Source organism: Clostridium sp. OM05-9 (assembly GCF_003481465.1).
Taxonomy (GTDB): Bacteria; Bacillota; Clostridia; order Lachnospirales; family Lachnospiraceae; genus Coprococcus; species Coprococcus ammoniilyticus.
This window is the reverse complement of sequence record NZ_QULF01000006.1, coordinates 297937-323022: the sequence shown is the minus strand read 5'-3', so window position 1 is coordinate 323022 and position 25086 is coordinate 297937. Positions and strand designations below refer to the sequence as shown.

Annotated in this window: 24 protein-coding genes; 21 read left to right on the top strand and 3 right to left on the bottom strand. The window is 34.4% G+C overall.

The annotated features are described in order from the left end of the window. The 21 genes from DXB77_RS11860 to DXB77_RS11765 all read left to right on the top strand — a co-directional run. A partial coding sequence (locus tag DXB77_RS11860) for a restriction endonuclease subunit S (protein WP_182439488.1) occupies positions 1-575 on the top strand: 575 nt, incomplete at its 5' end. A 107-nt stretch (positions 576-682) separates the two neighbouring features. Beyond that, entirely contained in the window at positions 683-4027 is a 3345-nt protein-coding gene (locus DXB77_RS11855) for a DEAD/DEAH box helicase family protein (RefSeq protein ID WP_118663397.1), read from the top strand. A gap of 38 nt (positions 4028-4065) precedes the next feature. Further along, complete coding sequence (locus tag DXB77_RS11850; RefSeq protein ID WP_118663395.1) at positions 4066-5496, top strand: Wadjet anti-phage system protein JetA family protein; 1431 nt, start codon at positions 4066-4068, stop codon at positions 5494-5496. A gap of 13 nt (positions 5497-5509) precedes the next feature. Then, positions 5510-6148, top strand: a complete 639-nt coding sequence (locus DXB77_RS11845; RefSeq protein ID WP_118663393.1) for a DUF4194 domain-containing protein — start codon at positions 5510-5512, stop codon at positions 6146-6148. Then, positions 6141-9452, top strand: a complete 3312-nt coding sequence (locus tag DXB77_RS11840; RefSeq protein ID WP_118663391.1) for an SbcC/MukB-like Walker B domain-containing protein — start codon at positions 6141-6143, stop codon at positions 9450-9452. Before DXB77_RS11845 ends, DXB77_RS11840 begins: the two co-directional genes overlap by 8 nt. Beyond that, positions 9445-10659 carry a Wadjet anti-phage system protein JetD domain-containing protein gene (locus tag DXB77_RS11835; RefSeq protein WP_118663389.1) on the top strand — a complete coding sequence of 405 codons (1215 nt, stop codon included), beginning with the start codon at positions 9445-9447 and terminating at the stop codon, positions 10657-10659. The genes DXB77_RS11840 and DXB77_RS11835 overlap by 8 nt, the downstream gene beginning before the upstream one ends. A 215-nt stretch (positions 10660-10874) precedes the next feature. Continuing rightward, entirely contained in the window at positions 10875-11765 is an 891-nt protein-coding gene (locus tag DXB77_RS11830; protein WP_118663387.1) for a Fic family protein, read from the top strand. Between the two features lie 109 nt (positions 11766-11874). Beyond that, positions 11875-13017 (top strand): DUF4366 domain-containing protein, encoded by a 1143-nt coding sequence (locus tag DXB77_RS11820; protein ID WP_347559491.1) that lies wholly within the window; start codon positions 11875-11877, stop codon positions 13015-13017. Continuing rightward, positions 13017-13151 (top strand): hypothetical protein, encoded by a 135-nt coding sequence (locus DXB77_RS13460; protein WP_347559490.1) that lies wholly within the window; start codon positions 13017-13019, stop codon positions 13149-13151. Before DXB77_RS11820 ends, DXB77_RS13460 begins: the two co-directional genes overlap by 1 nt. A 33-nt stretch (positions 13152-13184) precedes the next feature. Beyond that, positions 13185-13511 carry a topoisomerase C-terminal repeat-containing protein gene (locus tag DXB77_RS11815; RefSeq protein WP_347559489.1) on the top strand — a complete coding sequence of 109 codons (327 nt, stop codon included), beginning with the start codon at positions 13185-13187 and terminating at the stop codon, positions 13509-13511. Between the two features lie 136 nt (positions 13512-13647). Next, entirely contained in the window at positions 13648-16182 is a 2535-nt protein-coding gene (locus DXB77_RS11810) for a DEAD/DEAH box helicase (protein ID WP_118663385.1), read from the top strand. A 9-nt stretch (positions 16183-16191) separates the two neighbouring features. Then, positions 16192-16407 carry an excisionase gene (locus DXB77_RS11805; RefSeq protein ID WP_118663383.1) on the top strand — a complete coding sequence of 72 codons (216 nt, stop codon included), beginning with the start codon at positions 16192-16194 and terminating at the stop codon, positions 16405-16407. Beyond that, entirely contained in the window at positions 16407-17687 is a 1281-nt protein-coding gene (locus DXB77_RS11800) for a site-specific integrase (RefSeq protein WP_118663381.1), read from the top strand. Before DXB77_RS11805 ends, DXB77_RS11800 begins: the two co-directional genes overlap by 1 nt. 109 nt (positions 17688-17796) lie before the next feature. Continuing rightward, complete coding sequence (locus tag DXB77_RS11795; RefSeq protein ID WP_118663379.1) at positions 17797-18714, top strand: hypothetical protein; 918 nt, start codon at positions 17797-17799, stop codon at positions 18712-18714. A gap of 136 nt (positions 18715-18850) precedes the next feature. After that, on the top strand, positions 18851-19048 hold the full coding sequence (locus DXB77_RS11790) for a hypothetical protein (protein WP_118663377.1): 198 nt from the start codon (positions 18851-18853) through the stop codon (positions 19046-19048). Between the two features lie 87 nt (positions 19049-19135). Then, positions 19136-19783 carry a hypothetical protein gene (locus tag DXB77_RS11785; RefSeq protein ID WP_147353823.1) on the top strand — a complete coding sequence of 216 codons (648 nt, stop codon included), beginning with the start codon at positions 19136-19138 and terminating at the stop codon, positions 19781-19783. A gap of 535 nt (positions 19784-20318) precedes the next feature. Beyond that, positions 20319-20486, top strand: coding sequence for a hypothetical protein (locus DXB77_RS13070; RefSeq protein WP_005604143.1), 168 nt, complete (start codon positions 20319-20321; stop codon positions 20484-20486). Positions 20487-20615: 129 nt separating this feature from the next. Beyond that, complete coding sequence (locus DXB77_RS11780; protein ID WP_118663374.1) at positions 20616-20888, top strand: excisionase; 273 nt, start codon at positions 20616-20618, stop codon at positions 20886-20888. Between the two features lie 259 nt (positions 20889-21147). After that, complete coding sequence (locus DXB77_RS11775; protein ID WP_118663372.1) at positions 21148-22008, top strand: helix-turn-helix transcriptional regulator; 861 nt, start codon at positions 21148-21150, stop codon at positions 22006-22008. Positions 22009-22118: 110 nt separating this feature from the next. Next, complete coding sequence (locus tag DXB77_RS11770; protein WP_118663370.1) at positions 22119-22331, top strand: hypothetical protein; 213 nt, start codon at positions 22119-22121, stop codon at positions 22329-22331. Between the two features lie 430 nt (positions 22332-22761). Then, entirely contained in the window at positions 22762-22956 is a 195-nt protein-coding gene (locus DXB77_RS11765) for a SymE family type I addiction module toxin (protein WP_118663368.1), read from the top strand. Positions 22957-23035: 79 nt separating this feature from the next. Here DXB77_RS11765 and DXB77_RS11760 read toward each other — a convergent pair whose 3' ends face one another. From DXB77_RS11760 to DXB77_RS11750, 3 genes are read right to left on the bottom strand one after another with little or no spacing between them, the layout of a single operon-like run. Continuing rightward, a complete protein-coding gene (locus DXB77_RS11760; protein ID WP_118663366.1) occupies positions 23036-24121 on the bottom strand; it encodes an HNH endonuclease signature motif containing protein in 1086 nt (361 codons plus the stop codon). Positions 24122-24138: 17 nt separating this feature from the next. Beyond that, on the bottom strand, positions 24139-24711 hold the full coding sequence (locus DXB77_RS11755; protein ID WP_182439487.1) for an ASCH domain-containing protein: 573 nt from the start codon (positions 24709-24711) through the stop codon (positions 24139-24141). Next, a complete protein-coding gene (locus DXB77_RS11750) occupies positions 24708-24968 on the bottom strand; it encodes a hypothetical protein (RefSeq protein ID WP_182439486.1) in 261 nt (86 codons plus the stop codon). The genes DXB77_RS11755 and DXB77_RS11750 overlap by 4 nt, the downstream gene beginning before the upstream one ends. Between the last annotated feature and the right edge of the window lie 118 nt (positions 24969-25086).

Genomic DNA, 25086 nt, shown 5'->3' with positions numbered 1-25086 from the left:
ACCTCATCAAAGCCCGATTTGTCGAGATGTTTGGCAGTATTCATAAGAGCACAGAATATCCGTATGTAGCGGTAAAAGACTTGACTGATGTTATAAGTGGCGGAACTCCAAGCAGAGATAAGGCTGAATATTGGGAAGATGGAACCATTCCATGGGTAAAGACAACGGAACTACAGAATAATATTATTGTTAATGTTGACGAATATATTACGGAGGCTGGTTTGAATGGTTCTTCTGCAAAGTTGGTTCCTGTAGGCACTGTTTTAGTAGCAATGTATGGGCAGGGAAAAACAAGAGGAATGACAGCATATTTGAATATAGAAGCATGCACAAATCAAGCATGTGCTTGCATTTTGCCGTCAGATAAAATTGATTCAATGTTTATGTGGAAATTTTTCGAGTTGTCTTATGAAAAAATAAGAAGTTTAGCGCAGGGGGCTGGACAGCCCAATCTTAATGGGAACATGATAAAGAGTTTTCAAGTATTAGTACCTCCAATTGAGCTACAGAAGGAGTATGTAGACTTCGTCCATCAAGTCGACAAATCAAAAGTTGTAGTTGCAAGCGTTAGGTGAGATAATATATTATCAGTGTGGATGTATCCGCACAAAAAAGAAGAATTCATAATAATGAAATAATAGATTATTCAGATGTAAATACTTGAGAGAATGGAGGGGATTATATGATAACCAATTTTGATTACTTAAAAAACGAATCAAAGTTTTCCAGTTTTGCAGATGTTGCCATTTCGGCAGAGAAAATTATTCTTATAGATCCGGAAGCGAGTATTATTAACAGCCGCCGGGCTATGGAATTTGCATTAAAGTGGATGTATTCAGTAGATGAGGAACTTGAAAGGCCATATCAGGATAATTTATACAGCTTAATGAATGCAGAAGAATATCGCCAGATTGTAGGACCGGATCTTTGGAAACGCATGAACTATATTCGTCGAAGTGGAAATAATGTTGCTCATAGCAATAAGAAATTAGGACGGGATGAAGCTATGCTTTGTCTTGAAAATTTGTTTATTTATTTAGATTATATTGCACATTGTTATTCTGATCATTATGAAGACAGATCTTTTGATAAATCATTAATTATATCTCGTCTTGAAAAGGTAAAGCAATCAAAAGAGATTGCAAATGCAGTTAATGAGGAACTAATAAAAGAACAGAAAAAGTTTGCAAAACAAGAACTTGATTTACAAAAATTAATTGAAGAAAATGCTTCACTTAAGGAAGCTCTTTCTGCGCGAAGACAGGAACAACAGAAGACATATGTTCCGAAGCCACTTGATTTGTCAGAGTACAAAACAAGAAAATTATACATTGATTCTATGTTAATGGATGCGGGATGGACAGAAGGAAAGGATTGGATGAATGAGGTCGAAATTTCAGGCATGCCAAATAAATCAGGTATAGGATTTGCAGATTATGTGCTTTATGATGATATGCACCGTCCGTTAGCAATTATAGAGGCGAAAAGAACTTGTGTGGACGTTGCAAAAGGCAGACAACAGGCTAAGCTCTATGCAGATTTACTAGAAAAAGAATATAAGAGAAGACCGGTTATTTTCCTTACCAATGGATTTGAAACACATATTATTGATGGACAATATCCGGAAAGAAAATGTTCCGTCATTTATTCAAAACGAGACTTGGAAAAGTGGTTTAATTTATTAACTATGAGGACAAGTCTTAAGTATGTTGTAGTCAATAAAAATATTGCTGGACGATATTATCAGGAGGCTGCTATTAAAGCAGTTTGTAATAGCTTTGATGAGAAAAATCGTAGAAAAGCGTTGCTTGTCATGGCAACGGGCTCTGGAAAAACAAGAACTGTGATAGCGTTATGTGATTGTTTATTAAAAGCCGGTTGGGTAAAAAATATTTTATTTCTTGCAGATCGAAATTCACTTGTTACACAGGCAAAAAGAAGTTTTGTGAATATGCTGCCTAATTTATCATGTACAAATCTTGTTGAAGAAAAAGCCAATTACAATGCACATTGTGTATTTTCCACATATCAGACAATGATGAATTGTATTGATACAGTAAATGATAATGAGGGAAAATTATTTACATGTGGTCATTTTGATCTTGTAATTTGTGATGAGGCACATAGATCAATTTATAATAAATATAGAGATATATTTTCATATTTTGATGCGCCGTTGGTTGGTCTTACTGCTACCCCCAAAGATGAAATTGATAAGAATACATATGAGATATTTGAATTGGAAAATGGTGTTCCAACATATGGTTATGACTTAGCACAGGCTGTGAAAGATGGATATCTTGTTGATTATGTTTCAGTTGAATCGAGACTGAAATTCATTGAACAGGGAATTGTATACGATGAATTATCAGAAGAAGATAAAAAAGCATATGAAGATACATTTAAAGATGAGCAGGGTAATTTACCAGAGGCAATAAGTTCGTCTGCACTTAATACATGGTTATTTAATGAGGATACCATCAAACAGGTATTAAATATTTTAATGACGGAAGGCATTAAGATTGAGTACGGACAGAAAATAGGTAAGACTATTATTTTTGCAAAGAATCATGATCACGCAGAGAAAATATTAAAAGTATTTAATCAGGAATATCCGCATCTTCCTGACTTTGCAAAAGTAATAGATAATTATATGACCTATGCACAGAGCGCAATAGATGAGTTTTCGGATCCAAAGAAAATGCCACAGATAGCCATATCTGTAGATATGTTAGATACAGGTATTGATGTGCCTGAAGTTTTGAATTTGGTGTTCTTCAAAAAAGTTATGAGTAAAGCAAAATTCTGGCAGATGATTGGTCGAGGTACAAGACTTTGCCCTGGTTTATTGGACGGAGCGGACAAACAGAAATTCTATATTTTTGATTTTTGTGGAAATTTCGAGTTCTTCCGAATGAATAAAGGGAAAGCCTCAGCTAATATGATTGCACTTCAAGGGGCGATTTTTAATCTGAAATTTGAGATTACCTATAAGCTTCAGGATATTGAATATCAAATGGACAGGCTTATTGCATATCGAAAGGCATTAGTTCAACAAATGAGTGAGAAGGTTCAAGAACTGCCAAGGGACAATTTTGCTGTTTGTCAACACCTGAAATATGTAGAATTATATTCTACAGAATCGAATTATCAAACCCTTACATATGAGGATACTTTAATAGTTAAAGAAGAGGTTGCACCACTGATCTTACCGGATGGTGAGGATGCAAGTGCTGTAAGATTTGATGCGCTTATGTATGGAATTGAATTAGCATATTTAGTTGGCAAAAAGTATTCGAAGGCTCGTACAGATCTTTATAAGAAAGTGACGGGAATTGCAAGTGTAGCGAATATTCCAGAAATTCAGGCACAATCCGAATTAATCAATAAGATTTTGGATACAGATTACGTTGATAATGCGGGAATAAATGAATTTGAAGAAATAAGAGAGCAACTTCGTGATCTTATGAAGTATTTGCCACATCCGAATATACGTTATGATACTAATTTTACAGATGAAATACTTTCGACAGAATGGAATGAATCTGAACTTGAAAATGATGAATTAAAAAATTACAAGGCAAAAGCAGAATATTATATAAGGCAGCATCAGGACAATATTGCTATTGCAAAGTTAAAGACTAATCGTCCATTGACATCAACAGATATTGCTTCATTGGAAGAAATACTATGGCAGGAAATAGGCACAAAACAGGATTATGAACAAGAAATTGGTACAAAACCACTTGGCGAATTTGTTCGTGAGATTGTTGGCTTAGACATGAATGCAGCAAAAGAGGCCTTTTCCGAATATCTTACAAATACAAGTCTTGACAGCAGGCAAATTTACTTTGTAAATCAGATTATCGAATATATAGTTCATAATGGAATGATGAAGGATCTTTCTGTCTTACAGGAATCTCCATTTACAGATCAGGGAAGTGTTGTTGAAATATTTACTGATTTAAATGTGTGGATGGGAATAAGAAAGGTTATAGACACAATAAACGATAATGCAGCGGCATAGGGAAAAGGATAAAAGGCATTAATCCAGGAGGTGAGAAAGTGAACTTTTTTGAATATGTAAAAAATGATTCTTTTTTTAAGCCACTAACATTGAAATATAAAAGGATATATTATGATTGCATTCAGATATTAATTGATAGAACAAAAGAATTACCAGTATTGTATGAAACTGATGCAAAAGATAGTCTTACAGTTTATTTGAAAAATGTGGGAATAAATGTTACAAGAAAAAGTTTGTTGGAAGATATTGCAGTGGGTGAGGAAAGAGAAATAGAAGAAAATGGAATTGAATTGCAATCTTCTGAAATTCTTTCCCTGTTTCGTGAATGTGGATGGTTACTTCCTCGAGAGATCGGTAGAAATGGTGAGTATGTTGTTAATATCTCAATTGACTGCAGACGATTTATGGATTTTTTGAGAAAAATGACAGAAAAAAGTGGAGAAGGTATGATGTCAAACCGTATTTTCTCTATGTACGAAATTGTAAAATCTGCATTTGAGGAAGATTCTGTTCGTAGAGAGAGACCATATACTAATATTTTAGTGCCGCTAATTGATAATGAAACAGAATTAAAAAATGAATTGGTAGAGTTGAAAGATAATATTTCAAGTATTATGAAAGCGGTGATTGTTTTTCAAGATATCAATAGTTTTGGGCAATTTATAATGAAAGATGAAATGCTGGATCATTTTTTTAACGAATATTTTTTTATTAAAAATAATGGTTTAATTCCTACACAAATATCATTTATAAAGGCAAAATTAAGAATACTTAGACAGGAAGAAATGTGTGAAAAAATAATAAAAGAATGCTCGGAAAAATTGCAATTGAATTATGAAGATGCGAGAGAGCGTGTTGAACGATATTTTGCCGAACTCCAGTATTTCTTAAGTGTTGAATACGAATCAAATATGGAGCTTATAGATAACCGCATTAATAATTACTATAATCTTGCAAATACAAGAATTATGCTGATGGCAAGTAATGGGATAAGATTAGAAGCTGCAATTAATGATTTTTTAAATACTGTTTCTAAGATGACAGAAGAAGAACAGAATGTTGCAATGGAAAAAGTTGCAGATTGTACACGTATCACGAATCAAAAATATGTAGGATATAAATCTTTTGAAAAAAATAAGCGTGTAAAAAACGAGGGAGAAAATATTGGGCTTTCAACAATTGAGTTATCAGAAGAAGAAAAGAGAGCACAAACAGAAAGGTTGTTTAATAGTTCACCAAATAGATATTCTGTTGATAGGGTAACTACTTTCTTGGATGTACAATTGGGCAGTGAAAATGAAATGAATATTAAAGAAAGATCGATTCAGACAAAAGATGAGATATTGATGTATGCAGCGCCAATGCTTTATGCTAAAAATGATGAGTTCCCGTATGATATTCGACTGTCAGAAGAAACTGTAAAAACAGAGATTGCGGACATTACTGATATGACAGTAATTAAGAAATAGAAGGAGTCTGTTTATGAATGATTTCAACTTTATGAAAAAAATGAGTGAAGAAGATGCATATTTATTTAAGAAATGTATTCGTAAAATGCTTGATACAACATTTATTGTGGCTGACAAAGATGAGAAATTATATGATTTTATTTCGTCAGAAGCCAATCAATATGATGTAAACACATATTTGGCAGCTATTGGTTACAAGGTTGTTGTTGAAGAAAGAATGAAAGTGGCAATGTTACAACAAGCGGATGAAGACGTTGAGACAGTTGGGTTAAAGAGAATAAATCTATATCGTTTTGATACAAAACAAGTTAAATTATTAATGGTACTGTGGCTTTTGTTTTTGGAACGTATGGGATATGCAGATCCGGTGCATATTACAGTTGGTGATATTATTGACAAATGCAAAATTTATCAAATTAATATGAAACCGGCAGACTTTAAAGATGCGTACCGCATATTTAAAAAATTTAGCCTGATAGATTATAGTGATGACATATCAACAGAAGAAGGGAAAGTTCGATTATACCCATCATTACAATTTTGTATGGATATTGGACAACTAAAGCAAGTTATGGCAGAATATGCACCCGATGGAGAAAATATAGAGACTGAGCAGGAAGAATTCTTGGAAAGTGAGGATATAGATGAATAAAACTATTTTGCGTAATATACATTTGGTAAACTGGTATGGATTTAGTAATAAGACAATCCCTATTTCTGAAAATCTAACATTGATTTCGGGTGAAAATGAATGTGGAAAATCAACAATATTAGATGCTATTAAATATGCATATACAGGTGACACGCAATTCAATAAGGCTACTAGTGGGTACAATACTGGTGTGGGAAAACGTAATTTAGTTTCATATACGCGATGCCTGGTGGATGCGAGCGCTGGAATATATGCAAGACCTGCTGATAAGATACCAGTAGTGTACACACATATTGCGTTGGAATATTTTGACCAGATAAATGAGAATCCATTTGTGTTGGGGGTAGTAATAGAAACAGCTGTTACAGATATTAGGGGTACTTATTGGTATGCCATGGATGGAAAGAAAATTACAGATGTTTCATTTGTTTATGAAGAAGATTCACTTGTAAAACCTTATGATGCTTCGGGATTTCAGAAAAAATATGGGTTGCAGATGAAAAATAAAAAAGATGGTATTACTTTATTTATGCAAATGACAGGACTTAAATTGCCTTATCAGGAGGTCCCTAAATATCAAAGGAAGTTAAGAAATATAATGGCATATAATCCCGCTGCGAAAATTCAGGAATTTATAAAGGAATCAGTTTTAGAAGAACATGATGTTAATTTTGATAAATTGAAAGAAGCAAAGAAGAATATTGAACAGATAAATGGCAGTTTGGAACAAATAAATCAAGAGTTACAAGATTTAGATTCTATATTGGCAGATTATGACGAGCATGATAAGAAGGCATTACAGCTGAAGATAGATGATATAAAAATTAAGTATAAAGCTTTAGTGGAGTGCCAGAGAGAGATTTTGGAGGCAGAGGAATTAATCAAAAAGAGTGTTATTACATGTGAAGATCTGGAAAGGAGAATTGAAGAGCAAGACCAGGAAATAAATGATATTGATAAAATTTATTCGGAAACCAGAAGGGCTCTTCTTGATTTGGATGTTTCAAAGGCGATAGAAGCATCTAAACAATTGATAGATACGTATGAAAAGCAATTGACAAAGTTGAATGATGAAAAAAGGAAATTGGAAATCTTTCAGCAGAAAATGCAGGAAATGATTATTCGATTATCGGAGATGGGAGTAGCCGTACAAAATGATAATGTGCTTGGAAGATTGACATCAAAAAATCTTGAGGTGGCTGAAAAACAAAGATTTATTGATTCATTGAAAGAAGAGATACAGGGATGTCGTGACAACTTAATTGGAAAAAATACTTTGCTGAAAAAAGGGCTGGAAACAGTGCAGAGCGAATGTGTGGAACAAAATAGTATTATTGAAAGCTGCAATAAAAATAGGATGAATTATTCCAACGTTCAGGAGCAGGTAGAGCTTATTAAAGAAATTAATCGAGAGTTCAAAAAGCGTGATATTAGCGAAGAAGCTCATATGGCTTATGAATATGTAGTAGAGTTGAAGGATGAGAATTGGAGGAATGCGATAGAGTCCTTTTTGGGGGTACATCGTTATGCAGTTATAGTATCGAAAGATGTCTTTGATATTGCGAATGCTGTGTTGGATAAGTCAAGATATCGATATGTAGAGCTGGTAAATACAAAGCGATTAATGTCAAAGCAACTGAAATGTGAAGAAGATTCTGTATTTCGTTATCTTACTATTCAAAATGAAACTGCGGCAAATTATTTTAAATTTTGGTTGGGAAGAATTCATGCGGTAGATATTGAAAAAGTACCGGATTATGATAATGCTATGTCGATGGAAGGAAAACTGAGTCGCAATATGGCTGTAACCTATATTAATACAAGAAAAATCAGAAGTTATTGTCTGGGAAGTCAGGCAATAGAGCTCAATAGAAGATCAGCAGAGAAAAGGCTGCATGAGTTAGAAAAGAAAGAACAGGAGATACTTTTAGAACAAAGAATCCTGCAAGATAAATCAAAATATCTGCAGGATGGTTTAGATTGCTTTAAAGAGTTCAATTTAAATGTTCACAAGGAGTGGTCAGATGTATCTGTTAATTTGAATAATGAAAGAGGTCATTATAAAGAGCTGTTAGAAGCACAGAAAAATAATGTAGAATTTATGGCATTAAATGAAAGGGTATCTGTGCTTGAAAGCCAGCTAAATATCAAAAAGAATGACAGAAAGAAAAATATAGATCAAAAGACAATTTTAGAAGCAAGGATATCAGAAAATGAAAAATCAATTAAAAAGTCTAAAACACAGGAAACTTTAATACAGGTGGAATTAGACGAGAAAAGAATTGTAAGTAATTCTGCTGTGGAAAAAGCAATAGAAGAATATGACCAATATTTGTCCGGGGAAAACCAGAATGGTGCGCTTATGGTTCGTGTGACAAAAGAAAGAGTAGATCGCAGAGTGCGTGAACTTGAAGGAAATATTAATGGTAAGCAACAAGCGTATAATAATCGAAAGCAAGAAGTAGATAAATTACCTATTGGTTTGGAGTATGAAGCTGACTACCAGAGACGAAGAGGAAAAATCTGGATTGATGATTTGCAAGGAATACAGCAAAAACTCAAAGAGCAGACGGTAACTTATGAACGAATATTTAAAAGAGAATTTGTACTCAATATATATGAAACTGCAAAGAATGCAAAAAGTGATATAGCAGATATAAATAAGGAATTGCGAAAACTTCAGTTTTCTACGAAATATCAATTTGATGTAAAAATGTTGAGCGATAATTCGGATTATGCAAAAATTCTAAGATATGCAGAATATTTGCAAGACACAAACAATATGTCTGATGGTCAAATGATGTTCACAAATCTGATGGGATATGAAAATGACGAGATAGAAATAAGAGAAAAGGAAATTCGAGATATTATCAATAAGATTATTGACCATAACGATATTGCGGAAATAAAGAAATTTGCAGATTATCGAAATTATATGAGTTATGAGATTATTATCAATAATGATGAAGTAAAAGATGGTAAGCTATCGAAACAGGTGGGATATAATTCAGGTGCCGGGACTCAGATACCATATACGCTGATACTTTCGGCGGCGTTGTCAATGTTGTATAATGTCAGAGTTAATTCAGTTAGATTGATTTTCATAGATGAGCCTTTTGAAAAAATGAGCGATCATAATATAAAATTAATGCTGGATTTCTTTAAAAATCAGAATTTTCAGGTTATATTTTGTGCACCGCCTAATAAGTTGGAATCTATTGGTAGTGAATGTGGCGTAATTATTCCTGTTTTGAAATATAGTAATGATAATATGCAGATAGGAGAAATTAGATTCCATGAGTAGTAAGGAATACAAAAAAGAGATAATTGATGGTTTGCTAAAAAAATATAATATTCGATATGCAAAGAATATTGCTACCAATAGAAGGGTTATATTAAAACCAACAGAAATATATAAAGATTATGCTAAAAATAATGCAGATATATTGGAAAAACAAGGAATTAATGAAGCAGCATGTGTATTGGCTGGTATGGGTTTCATAACCGTTGATTATTTGAAATTCAGTGATGATATAGAAAAAATATATCTTTCAGAAGAAAAATTAGATGCCTTATATGAATACTTGAAAGAAGAATATAGTGTCATTCCTCAAAGTACTATTTCAAAACAAGTACATGAAATAGTAGAAAAGTATATTTGCACGGGGCAAATTGTGAATAAATATTGCGAAAGTATTCTTGAACAAATAGAAGATCCAAGGTGCATACTTGTTCCGAAACAAATTGAAGCAAATCTGAAAATGTTATTTTTTTTGGAAAATAATAAGGAACATTTATATGTAAGAGAAGCTTCGGTGTTGGTATATGGAGATTCAAAATGGTTTGAAAGTAATAACTATGAAGAAGTATGTACATTTTTGAGAACTGCAACCGGTAGAATTAGAGAAGAGGGAGAAAGAAATGATGCTATCTTAAGCTTCTTTTATATTACACCAGCAGAACAGGAAATATTTATAAAAGGTAGCTGGACAATTGAATGGGAGCAATATGCCTTAAATATATCAAAAATTCAAGGTGGTATAGCTATAGCATCCGGCGATGTTCAAAGTATAAAAAAAATCAGTGTTAATACTGAGAGTGTAATGACCATTGAAAATAAGACATCTTATCAGAGATTGAAAGATGGAAATTTTGCTATGATGTATTTGGGAGGTTTTGCTAATAGACATCAGATAGAGTTCCTTAAAAAAGTTATTTCGGATAATCCTAATGTTAGATATTATCATTTTGGAGATATTGATGTTGGAGGATTTCTAATTCATAAACATTTGTGTCGAGAAACTGCTAAAAAGTTTGAACTATATTGCATGGGAATACAGCAATTATGTGATAAGAGATTTAGTCATTGCCTAAGAGAATTGACGGATAATGATATGAGTAGGCTTGAGGCATTAATGGAAGAAGATTTGTACAATGAAGTGTTAAGTTATATGAAGGAACATAATGTGAAACTGGAGCAGGAAATAGTGAGTTATTATTTAGAGCAGTGATAATCAAGTGCTGTTCAATGATCTGGATAAGGAAGTGGCATCCATTTTTAAAATTAGAGTTTTCTGCGTCGGCAAAAACGACAGAAGAATGAGGGTAAAATATGGATTTATTGCCGATAATGTGGTATACTAACTATAGTAAACGTGATTTTTGAAATCATGATAATAAAAGGCTCACAGAATATACTTTTTATCGTGTGAAAGGAGGACGGCAGATGCGATATCTTTCAGTTGCTGAAATGACAAAAAAATGGGATGTATCTGAACGTAGTGTAAGAAATTATTGTGCCCATGGTCGTGTGCCGGGAGCATTTCTTACCGGAAAGACATGGAATATTCCGGAAAATGCAGAAAAGCCGGAGCGCACTAACAAGAAGAAAGAAAAACCAACGACCTTACTGGATATTTTGCAGGATGAGAAGGCAAATAAATATGCTGGAGGCATTTATCATAAGACACAGATTGATTTAACATATAATTCAAACCATATGGAAGGCAGTCGGCTGACCCACGATCAGACCCGATATATCTTCGAGACGAATACCATTGGTATAGAAAAAGAAGTGCTTAATGTAGATGATGTGATTGAAACAGCAAACCATTTCCGGTGTATTGATATGATTATTGATCATGCAAAATTGGCATTGACGGAAAAGTTTATTAAGGAGCTGCATCTGATTCTGAAAAATGGAACCAGTGATTCCAGAAAGGATTGGTTTGCTGTCGGTGATTACAAGAAAATGCCAAATGAAGTCGGCGGTATGGAAACCGCACTTCCGGAAGAAGTTGCAGACAGGATGAAGAAATTGCTGTCAGAGTACAATAACAAGGAAGAAAAGACCTTTGACGATATTCTGGATTTTCATGTGAAGTTTGAACGTATCCATCCATTTCAGGATGGAAATGGTCGTGTGGGACGTTTGATTATGTTCAAGGAATGCCTGAAATACAATATTGTTCCATTTATTATCGAGGATAATTTGAAAATGTTTTATTATCGAGGATTGAAAGAATGGGACAATGAAAAAGGGTATCTGACTGATACTTGCCTGACAGCACAAGATAGATATAAAGCATACCTGGATTATTTTAGAATTGCATATTAAAAGTGAAAATACTGCGGCACAATATCGTGCGACAGTTCCTGTGAATGCGGATATGCTACTTCTTTATTATGATATTTCTTTGATTTTATTCCTTTCTGGGAAGATATGCTTGAACGAGACATTGAGCAGGCACCGGTTCGGATGTCATAAAGCTTCTTCTGGAGCTTGGAACAGGATTTGCATTCCGGGGCAAAACAAGGAGAAATACAACAATGATAAAAGCCGTGCAATTAAATGTTTTGATACTATAAAGCCCACATTAAATGCTGCAGTCAGTGACGGACTTTTGAGTGTGCAGGTGCATGATACGGATTCCGGAGCAAAGGCAGTATATGTCAACGGATATGAATTTACAGACCTTACAAACAGAACTTTGAATATCCGCTTGCAGCAATTCGATGCGGGGTATGAGTATTTTACCATTTCTGCCATGGACAATGCCGGAAATATGTCGGAGGTTTATAAGACGAAAAATCCATATTATAAGGACCCGGCAGATGAGAGTGATGAAAATCCGGCAGAACAGCTTCCGGTCAATGCAGAAGCTACCAAGCCGGGAAGTGCCACAGGAACCGTAACAGAACATACAAAGACAGACAGTAATGGGAATACCACTTCACAGACCAGTTCTGCGGAGCAGAAAAAGCAGGCAATGGCGGAAGCGGATGCTTCGGAGAAAGCAAAGAATGAGGATAAGGACAGTAAGCAGTCCGAGCAGGGTAAGGAATTTTACACCATTCAGACAGCATCGGACAAGGTGTTTTATCTGATTGTCGACAGGGATGGTGAGGAAGGAATGGTCTATTTCCTGACAGAGATTACGGAAAATGACTTGTTGAATGCCACATCGGATAACAATGAAACCTTACCGAAAAATTATGCCGCATTAGAGTCTGCAATCCCGACTTCTGAAAGTGCATTGCCGAATAATAATACAGATCAGGAAAATAAGCAGGAGGGAGCTGCAGAAGATACAGAGGGAACAGAAGAAGATACAGAAAGTACAGAGGAGCTGGAAGAAAAGGACGTGCCAGAGCAGGAAAGTCCTATGATTTCTTATGTTTTGATGGGCGTTCTTGCTGTGGCATTCATCGGAGGTGCGTATTATTTTAAGGTAGTGCGTAAGAAGAAAGAGGACTTCATCGAGGATGAAGATGAGGACGAAGAAGATAACGAAGAATATGAGAATGAGGATGAGGAATCAGAGGAAAGCCCGGATGATGATTTCTTTGAAGAACAGGAGGGAGAATAATGCAGTTAGTGATTGCAGAGAAGCCAAGTGTCGCACAGTCAATTGCCAAGGTGCTTGCCCTTGTGGCAAAGGGAGAGTATTCCATGGAAGAGTTTATGGATGGCATTGCGGATATGGTAACAGACCTTGTGTAGACTTATCACAGCATTAGTGACGAACAGAAATCCATGTTTGGAGGGAAACAGAACGGACAGGAAGCCCTTGGAAAATGCCCGAAATGTGGCGGGGATGTAGTAAAAGGAAAATATGGAGCTTACTGCAAAAATAAATGTGGTATGAATGTTGGGAAGGCTATGGGAACAGTCCTTTCCGATACGCAGATCAAGAGTATGCTGGAGGGGAAAAAGACTTTCGTTAAAGGATTAAAGGGAAAGAAAGGAAGTTATGATGCCTACCTTATCCCGGAGGGAATAGAGGATTATTCCTATACCAAAGATGGAAAGGAAATCAAAGGCTCACAGTATAAGGTCAAACTGGAATTTCTGAAAAAGTAAAATGAGAATTATATTTGCTTTAAGATTTTCAGAAAAATAGAGAAGAACATACAATTCAATTTTGGTGGAATTATGGTATAATAAGTAAGAAGAATATATTATGTTCTTCATAAAAATATGAAGGGGGATGGCAAAAATGATTGATTTCAAGAAAAAACTTAATTCTGCCAAAATAGAAAGAAAAACAGAGCCTTGTGAATTATATTCTACATTAGATAGAAAAAGTGTTGCCGGTCCGTTACGCCCTGCTCAAGAGTGTATTTTAAGTGAATGGTATACAAACCATCGTGATGATAGAGATTTAGTTATAAAATTGCATACAGGAGAGGGTAAAACATTAATAGGTTTGTTATTATTACAATCTATGATTAATTCTAAAAATGGACCATGTTTATATATTTGTCCAAATGTATACTTAACTGCTCAGGTATGTGCAGAAGCAGAAAAATTTGGTATACCATATTGTGGGATAGGGAACGATAATCAAATCCCAGATGAATTTGTATGTGGTGAAAAAATTCTTATAACTCATGCATATAAGGTTTTTAATGGTAAATCAATTTTTGGAATAGGTAATAATTTTATTGATGTTGACACAGTAATATTAGATGATTCACATGCATGTATTGATGTAATAAAAGATTCTCAGACTATCAGTATAAAAAAAAGTGATTCGGACTATGTCTATCAAAAAATAGTATCATTATTTTCAGATGAATTGGTAGACCAAGGAGAGGGAAGCTTTTTAGATATAAAAAATGGTGATTATGATACATTTATGCCTATTCCATATTGGAGTTGGTATGATAAAAAAACAGAGATGCTAAAAATACTGTCAGAAGCAAATGATATACCATCAATACAGTTTGTATGGCCTTTAATGAGAGATAGAATTACAGATTACAGTTGCTATATTTCCGGAAATGAAATTGAAATAGTTCCTTACAACGCTAGCGTTGATGTATTCGGGTCATTTTCAAAGGCAAAACATAGGGTTTTGATGTCTGCAACAACACAGGATGATGCTTTTTTTGTTAAAGGGCTTTCATTTAGTACAAGTGCTGTAAAATGTCCATTGATGTTCAAGAAACAAAAATGGTCTGGAGAGAAAATGGTAATAATCCCATCATTGATAGATGAGAATTGTGATAGAGATTTGGTGGTAACGGATTTTGCAAGAATGGAAAATAAAAAATTCGGTATGGTATCACTGGTTCCTAACACTAGAAAAGCGAAACAGTATAGTAATTTGGGAGCTATTTGTGCGGATAAAAATAGTATCTTTAAGGTAATAGAATCCCTCAAAAAGAGAGAATTTAAAAGGCTTGTTGTTATTAATAATAGATATGATGGAATAGATTTGCCAGATGAAAGTTGCAGAGTATTGATAATGGATTCTATGCCATATTTTAATAGTTTATCTGATAAATATGAAAAGAAGTGTCGGCCAAATAGTGAAATAATTAACAAAAAAATAGCGCAAAAAATTGAGCAAGGTTTGGGCAGAGGGGTTAGAGGAGAAAAGGACTATTGTGCTATTTTAATAATTGGTTCAGATCTTGTAAAATTTATGAGAAGTGTTACAACAAAAAAATATTTCTCATTGCAGACGCAAAAACAAATAGATATTGGACTTGAGATTGTTAAAATGGCGAGTGAAGATTCGAATCAAACCGAATCCACTATGAAGCCAATTATTTCATTGATAAAACAGATGTTGTCTAGAGATGAAGGATGGAAAGAGTATTATAATGACGAAATGCAATCGATTGAAGAAGAAGAAAATGAGTCTAGTATATATGATCAATTATTAGAAGAGTCTATTATAGAGAAAATGTATAGTGTAGAAGAGTATGAAAAGGCTTCTTCTGCAATGCAAAAATTTATTGATAAATATGTAGTGGACCCATTAGAAAAAGGATGGTATTTGCAGCAACTTGCTCGTTATTATTATCCGATTAGGAAGGAGGAATCTATTAAAATTCAAAAAGCAGCGTTTCGATCAAATCCTCAATTATTGAAACCTAAAACAGGAGTTGAATATACCAAGGTATCATTTATTAATGAGAATAGAATTAATAGGATTTCTCAATATTTGAAACGGTATAAGAGCTATAATGAATTAATGCTGGCAGTTAATGAAATATTGGATAATTTATCATTCGGAATTGAAGCTGATAAATTTGAATCTGCGCTCAAGCAAATTGGTGATTTACTGGGATTTGTGAGTCAGCGTCCAGATACAGAAATTCGTAAAGGACCAGATAATTTATGGTGTGGAACTAACGATGAATATGCTTTTTTTGAATGTAAAAGTGAAGTAGAGGAAACTAGGCAAGAAATAAGTAAACATGAAGCTGGACAAATGAATAATCATTGTGCATGGTTTGAGACAGAATATGGTGATAATGTATTAGTAAATAGATATTTATTGATTCCAACAAAAGATTTGTCGTATTATGGTGATTTTACGCATGAAGTTAGAATCATTAGGAGAGGAAAGCTGAAAAATTTTAAGGAGTCTATAAAAAGGTTTATTAAAGAATTAAAACCATATAACTTATATGATATTTCAGATGAAAAACTTCAAAATTTAATTGATTTACATCACCTAAATTTGAAAGATATAAGGGAGTTATATTCAGAAGAATACTATCATAGAACAAAATAATATTGTTGCATACAAAATTATTATTTAAGTTTAGCAGAAAAAGATATTTTAAATCCTTCTGAGGCAATTGAATATTTTGTTTTGAGCCGGAGAAAATTTTATGATTTATTGAGTAATACGGATGGAGAAGATTTTCTGGCATACTACGGAGAACGCAAGCTGATTCTTCGTGTAGCCTTTGAAAGGTATCTGCGTAACTATCCAGAACTAAGGAGGCGGGTATAATGGCAAAGGCAGGAAGAGGACAGACAAGGCGAGACTCCAAGCGTAGAGTATTAAGACCGGGAGAGAGTGTAAGAGCAGATGGAAAATATCAATATAAATATCATATTGATGGAAAACCACATTTTGTATATAGTTGGAAACTGGAGCCTACGGACAAACTTCCAAAGGGCAAAAAGCCATGCCTTTCCCTTCGTGAGTTGGAAAAACAGGTAAACACAGATTTAGATTTGCTTATAAATATCGTGGACGGACAGATGACAGTCTGTGAATTGGTAGACCGATATTTGAAAACAAAGACCGGAGTAAGGCAAAGCACGAAGCAGGGATATGTTACAGTGCAGAGATTACTTGCAAAGGAAGCGTTTGGCAAAAAGACAATCCGAAGTGTGAAAACTTCAGATGCAAAGCTGTTTCTTATCAAATTGCAGCAGGAAGATGGGAAAAGCTACATTTCCATTCATACCATCCGTGGAGTGTTGCGACCAGCCTTTCAGATGGCGGTGGATGATGACATTCTGGTAAAGAATCCATTCGGATTTCAGCTTGCCGGAGTATTGGTAAATGATGCAGTCACAAGAGAGGCAATTACAAAAGACCAGATGAGAAAGTTTCTGAAGTTTGTGCATGACGATGTGGTGTACTGCAAATACTATGAAGTAGTGTACATACTCTTTCATACGGGAATGCGAATATCAGAATTTTGTGGACTGACGCTGAAGAATATTGATCTTGAGAACAGAACTGTGAATATCGACCATCAGTTGCAGAGAACATCGGATATGCGATATATCATAGAAACCACAAAAACGGATGCAGGAACAAGAGTATTGCCGATTGCAGAGGATGTGGCACAGATGTTTCAGGCAATCATCGAGGATAGAAATGCACCGAAAGTGGAGAAAGCTATAGACGGCTATAGCGGATTCCTATTTTATGATGATAATGGAATGCCACTTGTGGCAATGCACTGGCAGCATCGATTCAATCATATGGTTGGAAGGTACAATGATATCTACCGGGTGCAGATGCCAAACATTACTCCCCATGTATGCAGGCACACCTACTGTTCCAACATGGCAAAATCGGGAATGAATCCCAAGACACTACAATACCTCATGGGGCATTCGGATATATCGGTCACAATGAATGTGTACACGCATATCGGATGCGATGATGCTGAGGAAGAACTGAAACGAATGGAAGAGTTTAGGAAAGCACAGGCGGAGGTTGAGCAGAAGAAGGAGAAACCGATGTCACAGAAAATGTTCAAGGTAATTTAATATGGAGGATAGGTGACGCTCTGGCTTGGCTGGGGCTTTTTTTCTGTGGAAAAAGATAAAATTTGACGATATAATTGAGGCATAGTATTGAGAGGCGGTGATATTATTTATGTTTGAGGTTGAATACTGCAATAATCCAGAGTTGGGAGATATTCATTCGACTGATATAAAGTATGATTATACATTTGATGTGGAGTTTAATGCAAAACTGAAAGATTTAGATAAATTCCTCTTCTTAGTAGACATGCATACCATTATTAATTCTTGTGGAGATGATTTATTATCGATTACTATTGATGACTTTGATGAATTTTGGAAAATAAACAAACAACTTTTAAATTTTGTGAATGCAATATATGGTTACAAAGAGTATGTGAATAGTTATGAACCATCATTGAAGCCAATTACTGAAAAGTATTACAATATGAAAAAATGGTATAGATTTATATGTGATTTTAGAAATTATATTATTCATCAATCGATTATAATTAAAGATTACAGACCTTCTGATGGAGATGTTTTCATAAATATTGAAGAGGTTGCAGGACTACTAAGTGAGTATGATTATCCTAAGGACTGGCAGAGACGAAATGCAGAAGAATTTACAGAATGGATAAAGACTTTTAAAGGAGATTCTTTAGAAATAAAAGATAATCATTTTTTAAGTATGAAGAATGTAACTTCCTTGGTCATAAAGGAAATGAGTCAAATGAAGGACGATGTTTTAATGTTCGCATATAAGAAAAGTATAAAACCTTCGCTAGTGTGGTTGCTTGAACAGATTCCAAAGGTAGATGGAATCTTTCAGTATGCATTTATAGTGGATAAAGCAAATATGCCAGAATCCATCTGTGAGCCAAACTATGCATTGGAAGACTTTGTTAGAAGAATGATTAAGACTTTAGGAGATGACTCTATTATATGTAAGGAACTGCTAAATCTACTTGACAGAGAAGGATATTCGCTGTTCTATAATGGAAATTGTGGGATAAAGGATTTTATTAAAAATGCAAGAATAAGTAAATAGCTTATTGTTGAAGTCTAGAGTATATGCTATATTTAAAAATGAGAGTTGTGAATAATTGGTCTTGACTACTGGATTTTGGTTATAAGAGCCAAACAATGTGTTTGGCACCAAGGTTTATAGAAAGGTGGTCATTATTATGACAAATGAAAACACAAAAATTGTTGTATCACAGCAGGAAATTGATTTAAGGGATGAAGCTAAGAAGCAGTTTCGCATTGCAACAGTTGATTCACTGAATTGCGTGAGAAAACCTGCAAAAGATTTCACAAATTGTGCAATCGATTATCTTGTTAATCATTTTATCAGCTGGCTGGACAGCAAACTCTCAGCATAGATAGTTTTGCAATAGCAAAATAATATATGCTACTGACGCTCTGTTACAGCAGGGCGTCTTTTGATATACATTGAAGGGGAAAGAACTATGTTGAAATGGATAAAAAAACATAAAGTGTTTATGTGCATATGTTTTGTATTTATTGTTATTGGAGTTCCGTTTATTATTCACTGTTTATTTAAATTACATCCAACAGAAAAGTTTTCTTTTTTTGTTGCAGAGTGGAGCGCAGGAGAATTGTTGCAATATTATGGTGGCGTTCTTGCGTTTGCTGGTACTGTGATATTAGGGGCATTATCGTTGCATCAAAATGAGATTATTAAGCAAGAATCGGATAAAAGAATTGCAATGCAGGAAAAAAGAGAACATGATAGTAATATGCCTCGTTTTCGAGTAAAATTTTTATATTGCAGTGGAGGGCACAGTAATATGAAAGTAAAAATTGAAAATATATCTGATAATGTGGCGAATGATATTCTTGTATATAGAATCTGCATTGTTAAAAATAAAGATAAAATTTGGAAATGTTCAACTGCTACAAGATATGATGTAATAAAAGCAAATGATGAACTTGAGGTAGAATTGAAAACTGAAGAAATTCGAGAAGATAAATATACCATTCAATTTGACTTTAAATGTAATGACAAATATGGAGAGGAGCATAAGTATCATGCATATGCGTTTTGTGAGAATAATAGTTCAACACCATATTTTAGCTTGGAAGAAATTTCTTAGCGAAAATCTTTAGTAATAATCCATTCCATTTTACTACCAATTTTGCTACTAACAGGTAGTAACAACTTGCAGGGTTCTGCTCCAATCTGCCACAATTTGTAATTTTAGAGCATATCACAATAACCCCGAAAACCTTTGCAAAATACGCGAAGCAACGAGCGAAGTGTCCCGATATGCTTGCATAATCGGGCATTTTGCGACTGCCGCGACCGAGACGATAGTCGAGGTAGGGCATTTCCGGGCAAAACAAGGAGAAACAAAACTATGATAAAAGTACTTTTCATCTGCCATGGCAGGACTGTGAAAAACCTTATAAATCTAGGAATAATGGGGCAAAACGGGGCATAGTCTGGTAGTTAGAGCATTTGGGGACTACGGTAATACTACGAATGAGAAAATGAAAAATACGAAATGTGGATAACCGTTAAAATATGAGGAACAATCGTTAAAAAGTAGCAGTAACATAACAGTTTTCAACTTTTGCAAAAACAATACAGATGATTTACCACTGCAATAAAGAAATGAGGTACTGAACATGGATAGTACAATTAAGGTCAGAGTAGTAAATGGGTTAAAGAGTAAATTATATGCACCGATGACTGAGGAGGAGATGCTTGCAAGATTGAAAAAGTCTAGAGAACAGGAAATCTTCAGGGACGCAGATCATGTAATTTCTGATATGAGGTCAAAGTATGGATTATAAGACTTTTCTATGAGACAGATGGATAAAGTGTATATTAACTGAGAAAAGATTAACAGGAAGTTGACTTATTTTGCTGTAGGAGTGATATATGTTATACCCTTTGAAAAATCAGATTGGAGGATATGACACATGAAAAATTTACAGAATCAAAAGAATAATGAGGACATGGTTCCAATTCCTGAAAAGTATATGCTAACTATCCGAGAAGCTGCGTCATATTTTAATATAGGAATAAAGAATATGAGAAGACTGTGCGAAAGCAATGAAGGAGAGTTCAGCATTCGTTGGGGTAACAAATATCTTATTTGTAGACCAAGGCTTGAAGCATATCTGAATCAGTTGATGGTGCGAGAACAGAATCAAAATGATGTAGAATTGGAAGAAGATCATGGTGTAAGTTAGAACCATGATTTTTTGGGGGAATGTATCCTTAAGTAGAAAGGAATGGAATTGAAACAAATTAAATCTGAATTTGAATATATTGTAATAGAAAAAATCAGAAATTGAACTACAACAGGTCGGATTCGTCAGTAATCACCGAGGTTTGACGCATCCGGCTTTTATATTACAGAAATATGACATAAAATGGATATGCGATTCTGCCGATATAAGGTATAATGAATTTGAAATTACGAGCCTAAAATGAAAGGTAATAGATCAGATGGAGATTGATGACAATATCATCGGAAAAAACATAAAATATATGAGAACAATGCATGGAGAGACTTTGGAAGAACTAGGATACGCAATTTGTTCATCTAAAAATACCGTTCAAGGATATGAGAGCGGCAGACGGAAACCGGATATTAATACTGTAGAAAAAATTGCACGGTACTATGGAAAAACTGTAGATGAGATGATCCATAACAAATTATTTGAATTAGAAAAAATTAGTCCTGATAAAGTAATAAAAATGGATGAAATGATTGATGTTTCATTACATGTATTACCCATTATTGAAACTGAAGAAGCATGCAAGAATAAATCGTTTTTGGAAGGTGTTACTGAGATAAAAAGTATGATTAATTCATTACGCAGTGGAATGGAAGTAGAAGGAATGATAATTCCCCAAATTGGTGATTGCTTTATTAAAGCAGTAGAAGATAATGTTATTGAAGCTGTTGCTAATATGATTTGGTGTATATTCTTTATTTGGTCTCAGCAATATACTGATTTTGAGAGATTAAGAAAACTTCAAACACGGATAAATAATGGTGAAGTTGATTGGAAAGAATTAACATATGAGTATCAAAAAGATGCAAAGAAGTCATTTTCAAAAAAGAAATCTTTTATTTGTGATTTTGACAAGTTGCTTATTGAACTGATTAGAGAACTTAAAACAAATGAGGAATGGTCGCAATTGGGTGATTATTATTTGGCTTTGCGGTATGTATTAGGCATGGTTGATACGGAATATTCGGATGCAATGAATCAAGTTATAGGAATGCAGATGCTTATGGCGTTTGCTCAAATAGGAAATGTGTATGCACTCGATTTTCTAAAAACATGTAGTGATATTTGAGTGTGTTAAAAAGTGGGTTTTAGTCCGCAATATGCGGACTTGATTTTATTGATTGTTTTACTGATTAGACTTATCCTTTTATTAACAAATAAGATGAAAGGATGATTCATATGAGAGAAGAAATTATTAAATTTGGAGCAGAAGAATGCAGTCGGGAAATGTTTAAAAATTCAAGTGTTAGGTTATCACTTGAGGGGTGGCCATGTGCAGTTGCAGTTATTGGAATTGGATTTACATATGCTATGGTAACAAAAATAAAATGTGATGCACAAGTAAAAAATCCAGAAAATACTGATACAAAAAGAATTGAAAAGGTGGCATAAGAATAAATAATAAGATGCTGTATTCTTAGATTTCAGAGGGGGTTCATTTGAACCCCCTTTTGAACACCCCTAAGAAAATATGGTTAAATTGTGTCAACATCAGTGTCCAAACGAACAACTTAGCTATAAATATGATACAAACTGCGAGGTATAAATCCCTTGAAAGAAGGCTTTTTCATGGTTCAAATTATGGTATTATACCTATTCAGCTTGTAATAACGCAATACAGGACAAATTCTGAATATCCTATTTGAACCCCTTTTAACGATAGAAATGAATAATCGTTAAAATGTAGGGTATCGTTAAATGTTTCAAAAGCAGAGAATATCTGCATCAATTGTGCCAATTCTGGTACAAGTAACCATTTAAATTATGAAAGAGAGGAATAGCCTATTGTTCACATGGATGAAACAGAAAGGAAGGGTTACCTATGGCAGCATTTAAGAAAGAACGGAAGATGAAAGTATATGCACAGTCGGGATATCAATACAAGGATACAGCCACCATCATATTGAAAGGCGCATGGCTTGAGACACTAGGGTTCGAGCCGGGAACGCCCATAAATGTTGAGTGTGATGGAGGGAGGCTTGTGATTACCAGATCAGATGAAGTGATTGTGGAGTAAAAAAGATGTTAGATTGCAATTAGCTGTGGGAAGTATAATAAATGCAAGCCAGAATAGATGTTTCTGGCTTGCTCAATATTTATATTTTTAATTTAGAATGATGATCAGCCATATATGGTTGCATTTGTGCTGTTATTGTAATATTTGGTATAGATGAAATATTTAATTCTGCTTGTTCCCTGGCAGAAAGTGTAGGAGAGACAATAAGTGTACCGTTATGTTCGTCAAATGTAATAAGGTGTTTATCAAATAAAGCATCGTGGTGTGGGCATAATAAAAGTCCATTATTATCATCTAAACGTTCGGAGTCATTCGCACAATCTGACCATCTTTTTATATGGCTTGCTATTAACATTGATTCAGTGGTGATGCCACAAAGTGCGCACTTACAACCATATTTGTTTTTTAAGAGATCCTTAAACAATCCTTGACCAACTCTTTGCTTGACCACGACATCTTTTTCGGTTTGTGTCAAGCGAGAAATGGAACTTAATAGAGAGGTGGTGGTACGTATAGTTCTAGCACGCCTTCCTGGAAGTGTTGCGGAACGAACTCGCCCATTTAGTGTGGTATTAGTACCAGCTGTGCTTGGAGCAACGGGAGGCAAAGCAAGTATATTACCCGCTGTAACTAGGTCAATATAATCACTTAGGTAATCAGGTGTGAATGTATAAATAGTATTGTTATGTGAGTCGGTTGTTTGGTATATACCAGATACTAATCCAGATAACAAATCATTTACATTAACTTGACATGACTTTTGCTTTCCCCTTGAAGCATTTGCAGCAGCATCCCAAGCTGCAAAAATTGGGGTTCCACATGGACTATCATAAAGACCAAGGAGCAATGTTTTTTGCGTAGGTGTTATTGGACGTAAAAATCCAATCTGACTAGCAGTAACTCCAATTTCGATTCGTTTTTCGTTTACGAGTCTTGACCGTCCACCATTTATGATTCGCCAAGCATAGATATAAAGGTCTATAGGTCCTAATCCGTTATCAATTATTAGTTGATATGGTTGGTGCGAACGATTTTGCCAGTTTACGGTATAGCCATCGGCTAAGAGAGCATTTTCGATAGTTTGGCGTATGACATGTGGTGAGGGACCGGCGGGATCTGGCCCGGGTGATATTGTAGGTCCTGCTATAATTTGATTATATGGCATATTAATTCCTCCCTTTATTATTTGACATTGAGTTGTGAAATTATATATTCTATCTCATTTTCGGCTATTTCATCTGTAACTAGTTTGGTATTTCCTGATAGAAGATCTGAAATGGCAACAAGAGCAAAATACTTCTTTTTAATCCAGTAAATAAGCATTGTATTACCAAGAAATTTACAAGCCAATCTCTCTGAAACAAAAGAAATTGGATGAGAATTTATATTGTTAAAAATTGATGAATCAATATTTATGTATGGCTTTTGGGTTTCTCTGCAAATAGTGATTTTTGCTTCATACTTAAGAGGTGTTTCAAGTACCCATGCATACGCAGGAGAATTGTTTCTGCGATAGGGTAAAGATTCGTAATTGCATGAAGTTCGATGTTTTTCAAAATTCATTTCCCAACGCTCTTTGTTGAGAGGAATACAATCTTTTAAGTGCATTTGACAGATTACCATGTTAGATTTTGAGTCTATGATTGCAATTGCGCCTCGATATTCAGTTGGATAACTTCTTATTTCCCATGTTTTCATTCCTTTGGCGTAAAATGAAGGCCAAGGAGATGTTACAAACAGACCTAGCATATTCATAGAAGTTTCCATTTTCCTCGTTCAAGATTTTGAATTTTATGACGTTGTTTTAATTCTGTCCTTGCCCATCGCATCAGATAGCTATATTGGCTACCTGAACCATTTGCCTCTTCAATTAATAGTAAGTTTTCTGGAATCGACAACAGATTTACAACTTTGTCATTTATTTCCTTGGTTGTTAAAACAATGCTTGTATCGTTGTTAAAAACAGTTAATATAGCCTTTGATAGTTCGCTTCGTGTAGGTAAGTAATTCAACAGTACACCTCCTTACATTTACATTTATTAGTATATCATAGCATTAATAAAATGTATATATTTTTGTTAGATTATAAAAAAAGTGATTAAATCATAATTATTCATAGATATTCATATA